Genomic DNA, 17,870 nt, shown 5'->3' with positions numbered 1-17,870 from the left:
CCGTTCCAATGGTTTGAGTTCATCGTCCAAGTTGCGGTTTTTGATGCAGATGTCGACCCTGCCAACCATCGCAGCTTCTTCGTCCCTGGCGGCGCTAAGCATCTTCACGCTCAACGTGTTGTTGTGCAACGTCGGCACAACGGACATCTCTGGCGCGAGCGATGGGTTGAGCGCTACCACCCAGTATGGTCTGCTGGTCACGGTTTCGGCGGTCGCGCTGTACGTTGATCGGCTGCTGCAGCGCGACGCACGTGGTGCTGTTGTCGAGGGGCATCGGTGACGGCATCCAACGGTTTGTCGGTATACCTTCGTGAACAACTGCGGAAACCGCTAGGGCAGGTGGCCAGCTTCACTCAGATGTGTGTGCTAACCGGCAAGGCGCTTGCACGTCCGTTCCAATGGCGCGAATTCATCCTACAGGGTTGGTTTCTACTCGGTGTGTCGTTCCTGCCAACCGTTATGGTCGCAATTCCGCTCACCGTGCTAATCATCTTTACGCTGAATATCTTATTGGCCGAATTTGGGGCCGCCGACGTCTCCGGCGCTGGGGCTGCGCTCGGCGCCGTCACTCAACTGGGCCCCCTTGTGACGGTGCTCGTGGTCGCTGGCGCAGGTTCTACTGCGATTTGTGCGGATTTGGGCGCTAGGACTATTCGCGAGGAGATCGATGCGATGGAGGTGTTGGGCATCGACCCGATTCATCGACTGGTAGTTCCCAGGGTGGTTGCATCGACCATTGTAGCCCTGCTGCTCAATGGCGCGGTGATCAGTATCGGGCTGGTCGGCGGGTTCTTGTTCGGTGTGTATATCCAGAATGTTTCGGCCGGCGCATACGTTTCGACCCTAACCTTGATTACTGGATTGCCCGAGGTGCTGATCTCGATTGTGAAGGCCACCTTATTCGGGCTTATTGCCGGGCTGGTGGGTTGCTACCGCGGGTTGACAGCCGGCGGGGGAGCCAAAGGGGTGGGCACAGCAGTCAACGAAACGTTGGTTCTTGCGGTGGTCGCATTATTTGCGGTCAACGTGGTGCTGACTACCATTGGTGTGCGGTTCGGAACGGGGCGTTGAGATTGGCTTCCCCGACGGTCGTGCAATCACGTTTCCCACGCGCTTGGAAGCTAGGCGCCGGATGGGTCGGCGCTCCTGGCCGTGCGCTCGACGCCTCTGGTGATGTCGCGCTGTTCGTCGGCGAAGTGCTCCGTTATCTCGGGTTTACCCTAAAGAATTACCGAAAGGAAGTCTTGCGCCTGATCGCCGAGATCGGCATGGGCACTGGCGCAATGGCCGCCGTCGGCGGCACGGTGGCGATCATCGGCTTTGTGACGCTATCGGCCGGTTCGCTGATTGCGATTCAAGGGTTCGCCTCGCTAGGCAATATCGGCGTTGAGGCGTTCACCGGTTTCTTCGCCGCGCTAGCGAATGTGCGTGTGGTGGCGCCAATCGTAACTGGCACTGCTTTAGCCGCGACCGTCGGGGCCGGTGCTACAGCGCAATTGGGCGCCATGCGGATCAGCGAGGAGATTGATGCGCTTGAGGTGATGGGAATCAAATCAGTTTCGTATTTGGTATCTACCCGAGTTATTGGCGCCTTCATCGTCACTATCCCACTATATTCGGTCGCGGTCCTCCTCTCGTTCTTTTCCGCCCAGCTGGTGACAACTTTGTTCTATGCGCAATCAATCGGAACGTATGACCATTACTTCAACACTTTCCTGAGGGTTAACGACTTCTGGTACTCTCTTGCGGAGACGGTCGCCATTTCGGCAGTCGTGATGTTGAACCACTGCTACTACGGATACAACGCCAGCGGCGGTCCGGTTGGAGTCGGCGTGGCAGTCGGGAGATCGATGCGCGCATCGCTAATCGCCATCGTAATGGTCGTGCTAATGGCTTCGTTAGCGATTTACGGCGTCAACCCCAACTTCAATCTCACGGTGTAAATTATTATGGCAACCACAAGCAAGCGGCTACGGCGACTTATTTCGGTCCGAAAGTTAGCGGGGCTGGCTTTGTGGCTCATCACCGCGGTCGTGCTGATCGTCGTCTGGGTCCAGTTCCGGGGTGGCTTCACACCCAAGATAACCTTAACAGCATTGGCTAGCCGGTCGGGTTTGGTCTTGGATCGGGGGGCGAAAGTCACTTACAACGGGGTGGAGATCGGCCGGGTGGGCAGCATCAGCGAGGTGGAGCGTGACGGAAAGCCGGCGGCCAAGCTGCTGCTGGAAATTGCGCCAAAATACGCCGGGCTGATCGCGCTAAACGTAAATGCCGAAATTACAGCCACCACGGTGTTTGGCAACAAGTACGTGTCGTTGAGTTCGCCCAAACAACCTGTGGCCCGGAAGGTTACACCGGCTGACATAATTGTGGTGAGGTCGGAAACAACGGAGTTTAACACGTTGTTCGAGACGGTCATGCAGATTTCAGAGAAGGTGGATCCGGTCAAGGTGAACTTAACGCTTTCGGCGGTGGCTGCAGCGTTAAATGGGCAAGGCGATAAATTCGGGGCTTCGATCATCAATGGAAACACCATACTCGATGACATCAACCCGCAGATGCCTCAAATCCGCCATGATATTCAACGGTTGGCGGATTTAGCCGATATCTACGGGGATGCCTCGCCGGATCTTTGGAGCGCCCTCGATAACGCAGTCACCACGGCGCGTACCTTCAACCAGCAAAAGAAGGATCTGGACGCCGCACTCTTGGCCGCGGTGGGGGTTGGAAACACCGGTGCCGACATCATTGACCAGAGCAGATCGGACCTGCAGCATGCGGTCAGCGACCTGGTGCCGGTGACTCAACTGCTTGACACCTACAGTCCGGAGCTTTACTGCCTTTTTCACCATGGCGCTAATGTGCTACCGAAAGTGACGGATGGGGAGAGCGGCAACGGTTACTCGGTAAGGTTAACAGGCACGATCTTGGGAGGAACAAATGCGTACGTCTATCCTGACAACTTGCCGCGAGTGAATGCTCACGGCGGACCGGGCGGGAAACCGGGATGCTGGAAGACCATTACCCGCGATCTGTGGCCTGCTCCGTACTTGGTAACGGATAGCGGTTCCAGCATCGCGCCATACACCCACTTTGGAATCCCGCAACCGCAGGCCAATGAATACGTGTGGGGCCGCCAGTGGGGGGAGAACACGATCAACCCATGAAAAAAATCACCGCTACGGCAGTGAAGTTTAGTACTGCCGTATTAACTTTAATTGCCGTGACGGTCATCATTGTCGTGGTGTTCGCCCAGTTGCGCTTTAACAAGACCTCCAGCTACACGGCCGAATTCAGTACTGCGAGCGGCTTGCGCGCCGGCCAGTTTGTCCGTGCCTCCGGGGTGGAGATCGGCAAAGTAAGCAGCGTACGGATCACGGAGGGCGGTCATCGGGTGCGTGTGGACTTCGAAGTAGACCGTTCGGTGCCGCTTTATCAGTCGACGACCGCGTCCATTCGCTATGCCGACCTACTTGGGCAGCGCTACGTAGAACTTAAGCGCGGCGACGGTGAAGGGATGGATCGGGTGTTGCCGCCGGGTGGGTTTATCCCGCTGTCACGTACGGAGCCAGCCCTGGATTTAGATGCACTGATCGGTGGTTTCAAGCCGGTGTTTCGCGCGCTCGATCCCGACAAAGTCAATACGATTGCGACCGCGATCGTCACTGTGTTTCAGGGCCAAGGTGGCACGATCAACGATATCTTGGACCAGACGGCGCAACTAACCGCGCAGATCGCTGGACGTGACCAGGCAATCGGTGAAGTCATCTCAAACCTTAACGTCGTGCTAGAGACCACGGTCAAGCATCGCAAGGAATTCGACCAAACGATCGACAACGTCGATAAGTTGATCACCGGGTTGAGCAATCAAGCCGATCCGCTCGCGGCCAATGTCGCGCACATCGGTAATGTGGCCGGCACGCTGGCGGATCTGTTGTCAGACAATCGGCCACTGCTGCAGAAGGCCGTTGGCTATGTGCAGAATACCCTCCAACCGCTAATTGACCGGCTCGACTACGTCGACGGGGTGTTACGGGACGCCCCACAATCTGCGAAGCGTGTCGCGGGTATCGGGGGGCTTTATGGCGACTTCTTCAATTTCTACGCGTGCGACGTCACGCTGAAGGTTGATGGCCTGCAGCCTGGCGGGCCCGTCCGTACCGTGAAGCTTTGGAGTCAGCCGACGGGGAGGTGCACTCCGAAGTGAGAACCCTTCAAGCAATCAATCCGTATCGGATGGGGGCGATGGGAATCATCGTTGCAGCGGTGGTGACCGGAGTAGGGCAAAGCTTCACCAGCATTCCGATGTTGTTTGCCCAGGCAACCTATTACGGAGAGTTCAAAGACACAGGCGGGCTGAACAAGGGCGATAAAGTTCGCATCGCTGGGGTAAATGTCGGCGAAGTGCAGGGATTTACGATCAATGGCAACCATGTAGTCATGAAGTTTTCCATCGGCTCCAATACAATCGGATCTAAAAGCCGTCTTGCGATCCGTACCGATACCATCCTGGGGAAGAAAGTGCTCGAGATCGATCCCCAAGGCTCCCGCGTGCTCCAACCAAATGCGACACTCCCGCTTGGGCAAACCACCAGCCCGTACCAGATCTACGACGCGTTCTTCGACGTCACGAAGGCGGCTACCGGCTGGGACATCAATACAGTCAAACGCTCCCTGAATGTGCTGTCGCAGACAGTTGAGCAGACTTACCCGCATCTGAGTGCAGCACTGGATGGTGTGGCCAAGTTCTCTGACACGCTAGGGAAACGCGACGAGCAAATCCAACGGCTGCTTGCTGACGCTAGGAAGGTGGCAAGCATACTCGGTGATCGCAGCAAGCAAATCGATCGGATTTTGGTTAACACGCAGATCGTTCTGGCGGCGTTCAACGAGCGCAAGAGTGCCATCGACGGCTTGCTGGGCAATATCGCCGCCGTTTCCGCCCAGTTGAAGGGTTTGATCGATGACAACCCGAATCTGCATAACGTTGTCGAGCAATTGAGGACGATTAGCGATCTGCTACTCAAACACAAAAAAGATCTCGTCGAGTGGGCGCCTAACGTAAGCTATTATGCGTCGGCTTTGGCGGAGTCGGTAGCGTCGGGTCCCTACTTTAAGGTGGCTCTGCTGAATCTTGCACCTTTTTGGATGACTCAGCCTTGGGTCGACGCGGCGTTCAAGAAACGTGGGATCGACCCTGAACAATTCTGGCGCAGCGCTGGTTTGCCCGCCTACCAGTTCCCCGATCCTAACGGCACCCGGTTTCCCAATGGCGCGCCACCGCCAGCTCCGCCGGTAAGGGAGGGCACCCCGGACCATCCAGGACCGGCGGTTCCGCCAGGCGCGTCGTGCGCTTACACCCCCGCAGAGGACGGTTTGCCGCGGCCATGGAACCCGCTTCCCTGCATGGGTTTGGGCGCCGGCCCTTTCGGTGGCCCGTCGACGATCGCGCCGTTTGACGTCCAAACGTCACCTCCCGACCCTAATGGGCTGCCACCAACACCCGGTATCCCGATTGCCGGACGACCTGACGAGCCCCCGCCGAATGTGCCAGGCACTCCGGTGCGGCTTCCCGTAAAAGCTCCACCAGGCGCGCGTACCGAGAACCTGGCGCCGGCCGGCCCGACATCACCGCCGTCGACCTTCGCGCCAGGACTCCCCCCGGGACCACCATTCCCGCCGGGCCCGGGCCCGCAGCTGCCGGGCCCATTCATCACCCCGGGCGGAACAGGAGGCAGCGGCGCTGCGACGGGAGGCAGCCAGAATTGAGTACTGTTTTCGATATACGCAAAATTCAACTCCCGAAGTTTTCGCGAACTGCAATCATCGTTGGGTCCTTGGTGATACTGCTGGCGTCTATTACGACGCTGGCTGCTCGGGATTTCTACGAAAAAATGACCAATAACACGGTGGTTGCGTATTTCCCGGAGGCAAACGCGCTTTATGTCGGGGACAAGGTCCAGATAATGGGTGTGCGAGTGGGCGCGATCGACAAGGTCGAGCCGTCGGGTGACAAGATGAAGGTGACTTTCCACTACGAGAAAAAATACAAAGTGCCCGCTGACGCCTCTGCGGTGATCCTCAATCCCGCGCTGGTCGCCTCGCGCGTCATTCAGCTGGAACCGCCCTATGAAGGCGGCCCATCGCTAGGAAATCATGCGGTGATCCCCATCGAACGAACACAGGTGCCGGTGGAATGGGATCAGTTGCGCAATGGTATCACGGACATTATCTCGAAGCTGGGACCTACGCCCGAGCAGCCCAAGGGGCCTTTCGGCGAAGTCATCGAATCTTTCGCGGACGGCTTGGCCGGCAAAGGCAAAGAGATCAACAGTACTTTGACCGGGCTTTCGCAAGCGTTGACCGCGCTAAATGACGGGCGTGCCGATTTCTTTGCCGTGCTGCGCAGCATGGCCTTATTCGTCAACGCGCTATATAAAGATGATCGGAATTTCGTCGCTTTGAATAAGGACCTCGCCGTATTTACCAGTTCACTTACCAGCTCAGATCCCGGGCTTGCGAAGGCACTGCAACAGGTAGACGATATGCTTCCCGCATTGCGAAAGCTTCTAGCGGACAATCGTGATGGGCTAACCCACGACATCAACACCCTCGCCGATGTGACCACCGCGCTGGTTCAACCCGAGCCGCTGAATGCGCTTGAAACGGCGCTGCATGTCTTCCCCCATTTTGCCGCCAACGCCCTCGCAATCTATGAGCCGGCGCACGGCGCGCTGACAGGTGCAATAGCCCTGCCAAACTTTGCCAACCCATTGCAGTTCATCTGCAGCGCGATGCAGGCCGGCAGCCGTATGGGATACCAAGAGTCTGCCGAACTGTGCGCACAATACTTGACGCCGGTTTTGGATGCGATCAAGTTCAATGGACCCCCGGCTGGCATCAACCTGTACCAAACTCCTGCTGTACTGCCCAAACATATCGCATATTCCGAGCCTCGGTTACAGCCTCCGCCGGGGTTCAAGGACACCACGGTCCCCGGGATTTGGGCGCCGGACTCGCCGTTGTCACATGGTAACCACGAGCCCGGCTGGGTCGTAGCGCCCGGTGAGCAAGGCCTCACAGTGGGACCGGCTACCGAAAGCTTGCTGACACCGGACTCGCTCGCTGAGCTGATGGGAGGCCCGGACACGACACCGCCGCCATCAAGGTTTCAGACGCCGCCGGGGCCGCCCAACGCCTATTCCAATATGGGTCCACCGCCGCCGGGCCCGCCACCCGCCGCTGACGCAGCATCAGTCGCGACAGGATCCGGCCAGTGAGCATGCGGGCGGGAATGTCACGGTTCGTGGCGCTATTTGCGGCCGCTACAGTACTTACCTCGTGTGCTAGCTGGCGAGGTATCGCTAATGTGCCACTGCCTGGTGGCCCGGGAAGCGAATCCGGCTCTTATACGATTTATGTGCAGATGCCGGAAACGCTGGCTTTGAATGCCAATAGTCGGGTACGCGTCGCCGACGTTTTTGTCGGCAGGGTACGCGCAATCGGCCTGAAAAACTGGATCGCGACGTTGACCTTGGATCTAGAAAAGGGCGTCAAGCTACCGAAGAACGCCACCGCGAAGATCGGGCAGACCAGCCTGCTCGGCTCACAGCATGTGGAGCTGGCGTCGCCAGCCAACCCATCACCGCAACTATTGAAGAACGGCGACATCATCCCGCTGCAGAATGCGTCCGCCTATCCCACCACCGAGCGGGTCCTGGCCAGTTTTGCCGCGGTGCTGCGCGGTGGCGGCATCCCTAACGTCGAAGTGATCGCAAGTGAAGTCCGTAACATGCTGACTGGGCGGGCCGATCAGATACATGATTTCCTCAAGAAGCTCGACACCTTCACCGCCCGACTAAACGAGCAACGTGATGACATCACTCGCGCTATCGACTCCACAGACCGGCTGTTGACTTATGTAGCCAAGCAATCAGACACCCTGGACCACGTTCTCACCGAGTTTCCCCCATTGGCAAAGCATTTCGCTGAACAACGACAGCCGTTCCTCGATGCGACCAATGCGTTGGGCCGGTTTAGCGACGTCCTCAATCAGACCTTGACGGCGGCGCGTCCCGACTTGGATAAAGACGTGCGCCAACTGCAGCGTCCCCTGAAACAACTCAGCCGGGCTTCGATGGATCTGGTCGAGACGCTAAAGATTGCCTTGACCCTCCCGTTCAGCGCCGACGCCATCCCGAAGGTGGTACACGGCGACTCAATGAATGTTTCGATAACCTTGGACCTCACCTTGAGTGCAATCGATAATGCGCTCCTCACCGGAACCGGGTTCTCCGGCGCACTGCGAGCGCTTGAGCAATCGTGGGGCCGCGATCCGAACACCATGCTTCCCGATGTCAGGTTCGCACCCAACCCCGCCGACGAACCCCCCGAGCGTGACGAGGAGTAGGCAGCATGTTGACTCGACGCCTTCGCCTTCAGCTAACCGTGTTCACTATCGTCACGATGCTCGCCATGAGCGTTCTTGGGTGGCATTATCTGAGGTTGCCGAGCGTCGTTGGGATGGGCCAGTACAGTTTGGAGGTGGATTTACCCACGTCGGGAGGGCTTTATCCCACTGCAAACGTCACCTACCGCGGAATCACCGTGGGAAAGGTAACTCGGGTAGAGCCGACCGAACAAGGAGTTCGGGCCACATTGCGTATCAGCGACCAGTACAAAATCCCAATTGACTCCTCGGCGAACGTGCATTCGGTGTCGGCGGTCGGCGAACAATACATAGACCTAGTATCCGCGCAGAATCCGGCCAAGTATTTCTCGCCCGGCCAGACCATCACTAACAGCACGGTGCCTAAACGAATTGGCCCGACCCTGGATACCGTTAACCATACATTGGACGTCCTGCCCAAAGACAAGATCGCCGGACTACTCGATGAGACAGCTCAAGCGGTCGGCGGCCTGGGCCCAGCCCTGCAGCGGCTAGTCGACTCGACCCAATCGATCGTTGGGGATTTCAAAACAAACCTTAGCGACGTCAACGATATCGTCCAAAACGCAGCACCGATCATCGACAGCCAGGCCAACTCGCGTGATCCCATCGAGCGGTGGGCGCACAACTTAAATACTCTCGACGCGCAGGCCGCGGAAAAGGACAAACAGCTCAAGAGCATCCTGGGCCAGGTTGCGCCGACCGCCGATCAGATTAAAGCCGTGCTCGGCGACGTTCGCGAAACTTTGCCGCAGACCCTAGCAAATGTTGCGATTGTGGCCGATCTGCTCAAGCGGTACAACAAGAATGTAGAGCAATTGCTGGTCATACTTCCGCAAATTCCCGCATTCGGTGAGACAGTGACCGCTGCTTACCCACATACGTTTTCTCTTTCGTTCCAAACGCCAATAAATATGACCCCTGCTTGCCTGACGGGGTTCTTGCCGGCATCGCAATGGCGATCCTTTGTGGACGAGACTCCCGGGCTTTTGACCACGCGATACTGCAAGATTCCGATGGAGGCACAAAACGCGGTCCGCGGCGCGCGTAATTATCCCTGTGTCGATGTTCCCGGCAAGCGCGCGGCCACGCCGCGCGAATGCCGCAGCAAAGAGCCGTATGTCCCGCTGGGGACCAATCCTTGGTACGGGGATCCGAACCAGATTCTAAGCTGCCCCGCACCTGCGGCGCGCTGTGATCAGCCGGTGAAACCCGGCTTGGTCATACCGGCTCCGTCGGTCGATACCGGCATCAATCCGCTTCCTTCCGACCGGGTGACGGGGACGCCTCCTCCACGAAGCGATCCACTGCAACGGCCAGGTTCTGGGAGCGTCCAGTGCAACGGTCAGCAGCCGAACCCGTGCATTTACATTCCTAGCGGTGCTGCAGCTATCTATAGTCCGCAAAGCGGCGAGTTCCTAGGGCCCGATGGCGTCAAATACACCATCGAAGATTCGGCCAAAATAGGAGACGACGGTTGGAAGGAGATGTTAGGACCTCAACCTCGGTGAAGCGGCCGCCCATCGGTGGTGACATCGAACTGGAAGTCGACCGCCCACACCCGGTTGGCCGCATCGGCGACCGTGGTCGGCGCGGTGGAACTGCCGCGGCGGTTGCGTCGTCACCGCTGCGGTACGCGCAGTCCTTCTTCACGCCAAAGCGGCTCTTCGTAATTCAGAGTGCGTTGACGAGTGAGTGCAGGGCTCCGCTGTGCAGCAGTGAGCGTCATCGGTAGTGGGTTAGGTTTCTGAATCCCAGCGCGTTGCGGCGCAGTGCTTCCAGTCGGCCGTTGATCGCTTCGGTGGGGCCGTTGAGGCGTGGTGGTCGAAGAAGGCCAGGATGTCGTTGCGGCGGCGCCATAGAGTGCGGCCGAGTTGGGCCAGTTCCTCGAGCTCGTCGGGGACGCCATGGCGCAGGGTGTTGATGATCGTGGTCATCATGGTTTTGCCGCGGCGGCGGTCGGGGTGGGCGTAGGCGGCGATCAGGCGTTGGTAGAAGCTCCAGCACAGTTGGACCGCGAGGTGGGCCTCATCGGTGAAAACGGCTTCCAGTCGGGCTTTTTGGTGCGCATTGAGCAGCGGATAGCGGGTGCGCAACGTGCCCCGCACAAGGTAAGCGGGTCACCCGTGCGGCCGCGGTGCCCGCATGTCTGTTGTTGGATGCGCTGGCGGCACAGGTCGAGCTTGGCGCCGGCCAGCGCGACGACATGGAAGGGGTCCATGACCGCGGTGGCCTCAGGCAGCTGATCTGTCGCCGCGGTCTTGTAGCCGCCGAACCCGTCCATCGCCACGACCTGCACCTGTTCGCGAAACGCTTAGCTCTGCTCAGACAGCCAGCTGCTCAAGGCGGCTGCCGAACGTCCGGGGACCAGGTCGAGCAGCCGCGCACGGCCGGTGCCATCGAGCACGGGAGTCAGGTCGATGATGACGGTGACGTAGCCCTCTGAGTCGGGTCGACGCACATGTGACCAGCGATGCTCATCAACCCCGATGACCCGCACGCCGTCGAGTCGGCCGGTGTCGTTGGCCACGATCAGCTGGGTGGCGTCCATGGCGATGGTGTTGACAGTGTCCCAGGACAGGCCGAGCTCGCGGGCGACCGCGGCGACGGTGGCGTGGTCGATCATCAGCCGGTGACAGATGTAGCGGGCGCATCTGCGGGTGGTCGACCATCCTGGCCGCGCTAGCGCAGAGGTGTTGTGGGCGAACACTTCCCGCTCACAGGCGGTGTCGACACAGCGGTAGCGCGGCACCCGCAGGCGAAGTGGATGCCCGACCACCGGCACATCAGTCACGTTGCGGATCACAGTGTCACGGTTGACGTCTCGACGGCAGCCCGGACAATGCCGCTGGCCATCATCGAGCAAGTTGCAAAACACCACCGTGGCCTCGCCGTCGACAGCAGCATCGGTGATCGTCACCCCAAGTTCGACCGTGCGCACGATCGTGTCGGCAACAACAGCAGCAGAACAAGACGTAGGCTCGGACACAGGACTCCCCAGAAGGCAGACGACAAAGGTGTAGGAACCTGCATCCTCTGCCCGCCGCCCGTATTAGCTCACCGACACGACCCAATCAACAAGTCGCCGCAGCGTTTACCTGCACTCCATTTCCGGAAGAGCCGGCAAACGGTTCGCTGACCCCCAGCCGGCACCGACGATCAGAACGGTCGATTGATCGGTCACTTGGAAACCGGTTCGTATGTCATGTCCCCAGCCCAGGAGGGCAGTTTGCCGAACACCTGGACGGGGAAATGGTCGACAAGGGTACCTAGCCCCTGGGAAAAGAAATGGAAAGGTTGAGCGCGGTTGATAGTCGCAGACATGTGCGTCCGAAGGATGTGATAAGCGGGAATTCGGCGGGTGAACTCGCTTCGATCGCCGATATTCGAGTAGCGTGTGACCGCGTTGTATAGCTTCTCCTCCGAGAGGCCCCACGCAGTGAGGTTAGCCATCATCCTGGTGAGCAGCGGTATATACATTAGGGAGCCGAGGAGAATTCTCGGATCAATAATGGACCCCACCGTCTCGATCACGTGCACCCGCACCGGGCTGGCGCCGAGGTCATTGAGAACTTGGAAACCCACTGCAAGATGGCGAGATTCGTCACTATTGACCTTACTGAAGACCTCGCCGCACAACGGGTCTGCCACCTCGTCTAGAAGGAACTTCAGCAACGCGCCGTCGAGGGCGCATTCCAACGCCGGGATCGCAGAGCTCATCACCGTCAACGGGAGCGCATCGCTATAGTGGTCGATCCACTCGATCCCCAGCCGAATATTCTTATTCGGCACAGGTGTCTCTCCTGGCTCGAGCATTCCCCAGCGATGCATGAGGGCAAGTTCGGCATTAGCGTGCCGCTGCTCCTCGGCGTGGAAGTAGTGGTAGATCTCTCTTAACGCCTCGAACGGCGCCTTAGGCGCCATCGCCTCGAAAGCACGCGCTCCGACATGCTCGATCCACACCACATCTGACATGAATTGTTTGAGGTGGGGCCGTTGCTCGTCGGTAATCAACTCCGCGCCTGGGGCTTCCCAATCGATGTCGGCAAGCGCCCACTGTCGGTCTTTAATCGTTTGCAGCATATCGCTGTATTCGAACGCCATTTCCCTACTCCGATCTGGTTCTTCAAATCGCCCGGTGGCTATTTACCGCGCGACCCACTCGATGACACCAAGCCCACCGGTATAGCTCCTGGGCGCCATTCTCTCGGCCTGCCATCACAGGTAATGTCCGAACCTTGACCACCAGCTTGGACGACAAGTCCAACGGTCTCCTTAGCCCGTCCCGGATCGATATCGGCGCAGACACCCGCGCACCCCGACGAGCAAGCTCAACGCCAAAGCCGCGGCCAATGCCGCTGCCAGCTCTCGTGACTACAGCGACAGCACCATGAGTGAGCACATCTGAGCCGCCGAATGGCACCAGCCTCATCGGCGACCGCACGCGCGGGAGCCAGCAGGATCCGCAACCACAAACTGGTGGCACTGGCCCTAAGTGTGGGCGCATGACACCAGTTTTGTGCCGCTCCGGGCGCCTTGTCAAGACGCCGCCTGGACTCAGCAAATGCGTGGGTAGACCCGCTCGTCGCGTCAGCTAAGAATGCGCGCGTGCGGCGCACCTGATCAGCCAAGGATAACGCGCTGGATAGGCCCAGCTGGTGGTACTGAAGGTGAGTCAACGCAAGGTGGTGCTGAGGCGATCGTAACCGCTACGTGGGGACGGACAGGGCCGGCAATGGCCGGAATCTCGACCAGTTGTGCGCCATCACCGGCTGGCGTCGCAATCACGTGCGTAACGCACTCAAGGACACGCTGCGCCCGAAGGTCGTCACGAAAAGACGGCCGCAGCCGCCAAAGAATGGGCCGAAGTCCTTGCGGTGCTGACCTTTGCTGGGAATTGTAGGGCATGCTGGCGGCAGACGACTGCCGCCTTATGCTGGGCGGGTTAGACGGGTATGGGGGGCTGGGGCCTCCGCTCACATGTGAACGTGGGTTGCCGTCAGAAAGTTGGTCCTGGTCGGTAGAGCCACAGTTGTGGGAGGCCCAAGTGGTAGTTCAGCGGACGAGCCATTCTGACCTGGCGCTCGCCCTCAGGAGATGAAAATTATGCAGTGGTCGCCTGTCGACGCCGTCTAACAACTGTGGTCCTACGAGGCCGTGCATCGAGCCGGGCGTCGGATGCCGCTGTTGGGCCCTTCACTGTTGCCGCTAGTTGAGCACGAGGATCAGAATCGTTGTCCCCATGCGTTATCCGCGGGCGGCCGCACCTTGAGATGAACAGGTGTGAGTGTGCAGTGAGGAGATGATGGCGCGCGGATTCCCCGTTTCGCCGCGGCCCGCTGAACACCCTGTCCGACGTCGAACACGTCACCGCCGACTATGTCGCCTGGTACAACCAGCAGCGGCTCATGCACCGCCTCGGACGAGTCCCACGCGCCGAAGCCGAAGCCCAGTACTATTCCCAACACGTGACCGACCAACCGGCCGGCTCACAGAACCCCGAGGGTGCATAGGATGGTTCACTTCGGCCGCACTGCTTGAACACAGCGGCTGGAGCGTGCCTCGAGGACGCGACGAGCGGGATAGTGTACAAATTACTGATCGCTGATGCCCCCAACCTCGGCTCCGGCGACATCGGTGCCCGCGCCCCTGCCAAGCGAGCTAGGAGCGGGCGATATCGTAATGAAAATGACTTTCAATAGGCTCGTGGTGGCGTGGCTGCGCGACGGCCCGAACCTGTTGCGGCGGGTACAAGCCCTTAAATGGACAGGCTTTTGAAAAGTTGGCGATACCAGCGGTACCGTATCAGTAGCTTTTCTGATGTGAACTTTCGGTAGGAGGCTGGCGATGGCCCAGAAGATCGCTCGGACGAGGTTGGTGCGGCGTTGGCGCCGCAACATGGACGTGCTGGACGACGCCGAGTATGCCGACGTGCTGCGCGTCCTGTCTGAGGGCTCAGTGCGACGCAATTTCAACCCATACATCGACATCGACTGGACCGCACCTGAGTACGCGGTAGTCGACAACGACCCCCGCTGGAAGTTGCCGGCGACTGACCCGCTGGGCCGGCACCCGTGGTATCAGGCGCAGTCGGAGGAACGCCAAATCAGGATCGGCATGTGGCGTCAGGCCAATGTGGCCAAGGTGGGGCTGCACTTCGAGTCGGTCCTCATCCGCGGCCTGATGGGGTACGCGTTCTGGGTGCCGAACGGGTCCCCGGAGTACCGGTACTGCCTGCACGAGGCGGTCGAAGAGTGCAACCACACCATGATGTTTCAGGAGATGGTGAACCACATCGGCGCCGACGTGCCTGGGATGCGGCGGCAGCTGAAGTGGCTTTCGCCGCTGATCCCGCTGGTCGCTAGCCCTCTGCCGATCCCGTTCTGGTTCGGCATCCTCGCCGGTGAGGAACCCATCGACCACACTCAGAAGAACGTGTTACGTGAGGGCAAGGAACTGCACCCGATCATGGAGCGGGTGATGTCCATCCACGTGGCCGAAGAGGCTCGGCACATCTCGTTTGCTCACGAGTATCTGCGTAAGCGTGTGCCGCACTTACCGCGGCGTAAGCGGTTTTGGCTGTCGTTATACGTGCCGGTGATTATGCGGGTGGCATGCTCGGCGATCGTGGTCCCGCCGAAGGCCTTCTGGCAGGAATTCGACATCCCGCGCGAGGTCCGCAAGCAGGTGTTCTTCGGGTCCCTGGAGTCGCGCAAGGCGCTGCGTGACATGTTCGGTGACGTGCGGATGCTGTGCTACGACACCGGGCTGATGAACCCGATCGCGCGAATGGTGTGGCGGATCTGCAAGATCAACGGCAAGCCGTCGCGTTATCGCTGCGAGCCGCAGCGCCAGCACCTGGTCGCGGTCGCCTAGCGTTGTGAGTCACTAATTTGGAGCAGTAGTTAGCTGATGCTGCCAGGATTTGGTCGGCGGTTCTGATCCAGACGTAGGGTCGAGGATTGTCGTTCCAGATGAATCGTCCTGCAAATCCCGGAGGCTCCTGACCTTGGTAACGAGGATGCAGGTATGCCAACGTTGTGGCTCCACCAGCAAATCATTTCGCCAGTCGTCAGGGTTGGCTCTTACTACCTGGGCAGGCCGAGGCGTTCGGCGAGTCGACGCCCCGCACCGTAGCGCCCGGTGCGATAGAACGACGCCATGATGTCCTCGTAGCGAGGGCCGAGGATTCGGGGAATGGCATCGAAAACTCTTGCGTCAGGACCGATCAGCACCCGCGGCTTATTCTTCTTGACCCCACGCAGTATCGCCCTCGAGGCTGATTCGGGGCTGGTGAACGCGATCCTATGGAAAAGGCGGCTAAGCGTTTCGGGGTCCGAGCCGTCGGGCAGCCCTCGGGCGTGACCGGCGATGTTGGTCTTCACCCCGCCCGGGTGAACGCAGGTCACACCTACCGGATGCCTGGCGGCCCGGAGTTCTTGGCGTAGGGCCTCGGTGAAGCCGCGGACGGCGAATTTGGCGGCATTGTAGGCGCTTTGTGACGGAATCCCGACGAACCCGAAAACCGATGACACATTGACGATGTGGCCATCGCCGGACGCGATCAGGTGCGGCATGAATGCCTTGGTGCCATGGGCCACCCCCCAAAAGTTGATGCCCATCAGCCACTCGAAGTCGTCCCAATCCATGTCGGCCACGTCGGCCGAGAGTGCCACACCCGCGTTGTTGAAAACAAGGTTCACTCTGCCGAATTCACTGACGACATTCTTTGCGTGTTCGTAAACTGCCGGCCGTTGGGCTACATCGAGCTCGAACGGCACCGCCTTAGCTCCGACCTTCTCGCATCGACCAGCGGTATCGGCCAGCGCGCTCGTATCGATGTCCGACAGCGCCAGCTGCGCCCCCTGTTCAGCCAAGCTCAACGCCAGGTTACGGCCGATACCTGAGCCAGCGCCGGTGATTACTGCCACTTTATTGGTGAAGTCCTTCATAAACTGATCGCCTCCGAATGTATTTGGACTGGCCGACGGCCGGTTCCGCAGATCGTTGACACCGCCCCCATCCTCTTCTGTAACAACCAGAGTCCACTGCACTACACGGCATGGCGCTGGGTGCCAATCCCGTCCGGGATGTTCACCGTCGCCACAGGCGCCCGTAGAGCAGCTAGAACCGCTAGGTATCCCGGAACATGAAACGCGAGCCTCCCTGTTACGCGCCGTACGAGTGGTTGCTGAGAGCCTCGATGCCGGTATCCAGCTTGAACGCTCCCTGCTTCCGAGTAAGCAATTTTCCGAACAAACAGTATACGTAACGACTAGTACTATGTACTGCGGTTTGGGCCGATTGTCAAAACAGTTTAAAGGCAGGAGTCGTGGAGGTGACAGCGTACGCGGCGGTGTGATGCGGCTCTCAAACGCAGCGCTTCTACACGTCATTGCGGAGTCTTGCGCGCCCTGTCGATCCGCAGTAACGTCTCACTAAACACCTAGTACTGTCGGTATCGGAAACCGGGTGTTCGAGGAAGGGGTATCTTGTTATGACGAGCGACCACATAGTGCAAGAGGCAGCGACCACTGCAAATGCGGTGAGTGAGGGGTCTCGGTATCCGACGACCCGGCGGATACGTTTCCCGTTTGCCCAGGGCAGCAAGTATTTCGTTAACGACGACATCATCTTCAGCCACTTTCTGGCGAACTTGTCGGGGTCGTTCCCGCCGGGGGAGGAGTTGTTCATTCGGTCGGTGCGCCGGTTTGCCGATGAGATCGCCGACCCTGGGTTGAAGAAGCGGGTGGCCGGGTTTATCGGTCAGGAATCGGTGCATGGCCAGCAGCATCGGGCGCTCAATGACAAGCTCGTTGACATGGGGTATCCGATTGGGTGGTGGGATTCCGAAAAGTTTGTTGATTGGGTGAAACGCATCGAGGAGGTGCTGCCGGCCCGGATTCCGCTGGCGGTGACAGCAGCCGCAGAACACTTCACCGCCGTACTTGCTGAGCGGCTGCTCGGCGATGAGGAGATCCAGGCGATCCCGGGTGATGCGGAGGTGTGGAACCTGCTGAACTGGCATGCGCTGGAGGAACTTGAGCACAAGTCGGTTGCCTTTGATGTATTCCGCTCGGTGCGGGGTACCGAGCGGGTGCGTCGACGTGTGATGGCGGTAATGATCCCCCTTCTGCTCCTCCTCATAACCGCCGTACTGGCTTGTTCGGTGGCGCGGGATCCCGAAGCGCGCCGTCAGCCAGTGCGACTGGTGCGTGAGACCTATCGGCTCTACCGCGGCCCCATTCTTCGTGGCGTGATCCCAGAGCTCAGGCAATACCTGCGACCGGGATTTCATCCCGACGACATCGACACCAACGCGTTGCTGGAGCAATGGCAGGAGGAACTCTTCGGCACCGAGGGGGCCCTGGTCGGCTACCTGAAGTGACCGACCACCACACTCAAAACAAAGGAGAGTGTC

The 17,870-nt window shown here is 59.4% G+C and carries 12 protein-coding genes and 4 pseudogenes; 11 read left to right on the top strand and 5 right to left on the bottom strand.

Annotated elements, in window-relative coordinates; translation table 11 throughout:
- Positions 1 to 357 precede the first annotated feature (357 nt).
- From I2456_RS23910 to I2456_RS23875, 8 genes are all read left to right on the top strand, one after another.
- The gene (locus I2456_RS23910) at positions 358 to 1,071 is read left to right on the top strand and encodes an MlaE family ABC transporter permease (protein ID WP_085981747.1); all 714 of its coding nucleotides are present in this window, start codon (positions 358 to 360) and stop codon (positions 1,069 to 1,071) included.
- A gap of 110 nt (positions 1,072 to 1,181) precedes the next feature.
- Complete coding sequence (locus I2456_RS23905) at positions 1,182 to 1,943, top strand: ABC transporter permease (RefSeq protein WP_371869965.1); 762 nt, start codon at positions 1,182 to 1,184, stop codon at positions 1,941 to 1,943.
- 6 nt (positions 1,944 to 1,949) lie between these two features.
- Positions 1,950 to 3,167 carry an MCE family protein gene (locus I2456_RS23900; protein WP_007172259.1) on the top strand — a complete coding sequence of 406 codons (1,218 nt, stop codon included), beginning with the start codon at positions 1,950 to 1,952 and terminating at the stop codon, positions 3,165 to 3,167.
- Positions 3,164 to 4,207 (top strand): MCE family protein, encoded by a 1,044-nt coding sequence (locus I2456_RS23895; RefSeq protein ID WP_007172260.1) that lies wholly within the window; start codon positions 3,164 to 3,166, stop codon positions 4,205 to 4,207. The genes I2456_RS23900 and I2456_RS23895 overlap by 4 nt, the downstream gene beginning before the upstream one ends.
- Positions 4,204 to 5,769, top strand: a complete 1,566-nt coding sequence (locus tag I2456_RS23890) for a virulence factor Mce family protein (protein ID WP_007172261.1) — start codon at positions 4,204 to 4,206, stop codon at positions 5,767 to 5,769. Before I2456_RS23895 ends, I2456_RS23890 begins: the two co-directional genes overlap by 4 nt.
- Entirely contained in the window at positions 5,766 to 7,280 is a 1,515-nt protein-coding gene (locus tag I2456_RS23885) for a virulence factor Mce family protein (protein WP_007172262.1), read from the top strand. Before I2456_RS23890 ends, I2456_RS23885 begins: the two co-directional genes overlap by 4 nt.
- A 2-nt stretch (positions 7,281 to 7,282) precedes the next feature.
- Positions 7,283 to 8,410: a virulence factor Mce family protein gene (locus I2456_RS23880; protein ID WP_033721559.1), complete on the top strand. Its 1,128-nt coding sequence runs from the start codon at positions 7,283 to 7,285 to the stop codon at positions 8,408 to 8,410.
- 5 nt (positions 8,411 to 8,415) lie between these two features.
- On the top strand, positions 8,416 to 9,960 hold the full coding sequence (locus I2456_RS23875) for an MCE family protein (protein ID WP_007172264.1): 1,545 nt from the start codon (positions 8,416 to 8,418) through the stop codon (positions 9,958 to 9,960).
- Here the strand turns inward: I2456_RS23875 and I2456_RS23870 are convergent.
- The 4 genes and pseudogenes from I2456_RS23870 to I2456_RS29050 form a co-directional block, all read right to left on the bottom strand.
- Positions 9,960 to 10,109: pseudogene (locus I2456_RS23870) on the bottom strand (IS3 family transposase); the annotation flags it as partial. The gene I2456_RS23875 and the pseudogene I2456_RS23870 overlap by 1 nt on opposite strands.
- Before the next feature lie 65 nt (positions 10,110 to 10,174).
- Positions 10,175 to 11,393, bottom strand: a pseudogene (locus I2456_RS23865) (ISL3 family transposase).
- 236 nt (positions 11,394 to 11,629) lie between these two features.
- Positions 11,630 to 12,553, bottom strand: coding sequence for a ferritin family protein (locus I2456_RS23860; RefSeq protein ID WP_007172267.1), 924 nt, complete (start codon positions 12,551 to 12,553; stop codon positions 11,630 to 11,632).
- Positions 12,554 to 12,666: 113 nt separating this feature from the next.
- Positions 12,667 to 12,881 (bottom strand): annotated as a pseudogene (locus tag I2456_RS29050) (SDR family NAD(P)-dependent oxidoreductase); the annotation flags it as partial.
- Positions 12,882 to 13,758: 877 nt separating this feature from the next.
- Here I2456_RS29050 and I2456_RS23855 point away from each other — a divergent pair.
- Positions 13,759 to 13,962, top strand: a pseudogene (locus tag I2456_RS23855) (IS3 family transposase); the annotation flags it as partial.
- Positions 13,963 to 14,308: 346 nt separating this feature from the next.
- Positions 14,309 to 15,325 (top strand): AurF N-oxygenase family protein, encoded by a 1,017-nt coding sequence (locus I2456_RS23850; RefSeq protein ID WP_033721575.1) that lies wholly within the window; start codon positions 14,309 to 14,311, stop codon positions 15,323 to 15,325.
- A gap of 212 nt (positions 15,326 to 15,537) precedes the next feature.
- On the opposite strand, the gene I2456_RS23845 is transcribed toward I2456_RS23850, so the two are convergent.
- The gene (locus I2456_RS23845; protein WP_007172270.1) at positions 15,538 to 16,401 is read right to left on the bottom strand and encodes an SDR family NAD(P)-dependent oxidoreductase; all 864 of its coding nucleotides are present in this window, start codon (positions 16,399 to 16,401) and stop codon (positions 15,538 to 15,540) included.
- A gap of 545 nt (positions 16,402 to 16,946) precedes the next feature.
- On the opposite strand from I2456_RS23845, the gene I2456_RS23840 reads away from it, so the two are divergent.
- Positions 16,947 to 17,837, top strand: coding sequence for a metal-dependent hydrolase (locus I2456_RS23840; protein WP_170826031.1), 891 nt, complete (start codon positions 16,947 to 16,949; stop codon positions 17,835 to 17,837).
- Positions 17,838 to 17,870: the final 33 nt, after the last annotated feature.

Origin of the sequence: Mycobacterium kubicae, from assembly GCF_015689175.1 — a bacterium.
Taxonomy (GTDB): Bacteria; Actinomycetota; Actinomycetes; order Mycobacteriales; family Mycobacteriaceae; genus Mycobacterium; species Mycobacterium kubicae.
Note: the sequence above shows the minus strand (reverse complement) of the source record. Positions and strands in the feature narration are given on the sequence as shown.

Coding starts and splice junctions, on each gene's coding strand:
- I2456_RS23875 (WP_007172264.1), top strand. CDS start 8,416: ATGTTGACTCGACGCCTTCGCCTTCAGCTAACCGTGTTCACTATCGTC.
- I2456_RS23840 (WP_170826031.1), top strand. CDS start 16,947: ATGACGAGCGACCACATAGTGCAAGAGGCAGCGACCACTGCAAATGCG.
- I2456_RS23880 (WP_033721559.1), top strand. CDS start 7,283: ATGCGGGCGGGAATGTCACGGTTCGTGGCGCTATTTGCGGCCGCTACA.
- I2456_RS23900 (WP_007172259.1), top strand. CDS start 1,950: ATGGCAACCACAAGCAAGCGGCTACGGCGACTTATTTCGGTCCGAAAG.
- I2456_RS23910 (WP_085981747.1), top strand. CDS start 358: ATGTGTGTGCTAACCGGCAAGGCGCTTGCACGTCCGTTCCAATGGCGC.
- I2456_RS23845 (WP_007172270.1), bottom strand. CDS start 16,401: ATGAAGGACTTCACCAATAAAGTGGCAGTAATCACCGGCGCTGGCTCA.
- I2456_RS23895 (WP_007172260.1), top strand. CDS start 3,164: ATGAAAAAAATCACCGCTACGGCAGTGAAGTTTAGTACTGCCGTATTA.
- I2456_RS23860 (WP_007172267.1), bottom strand. CDS start 12,553: ATGGCGTTCGAATACAGCGATATGCTGCAAACGATTAAAGACCGACAG.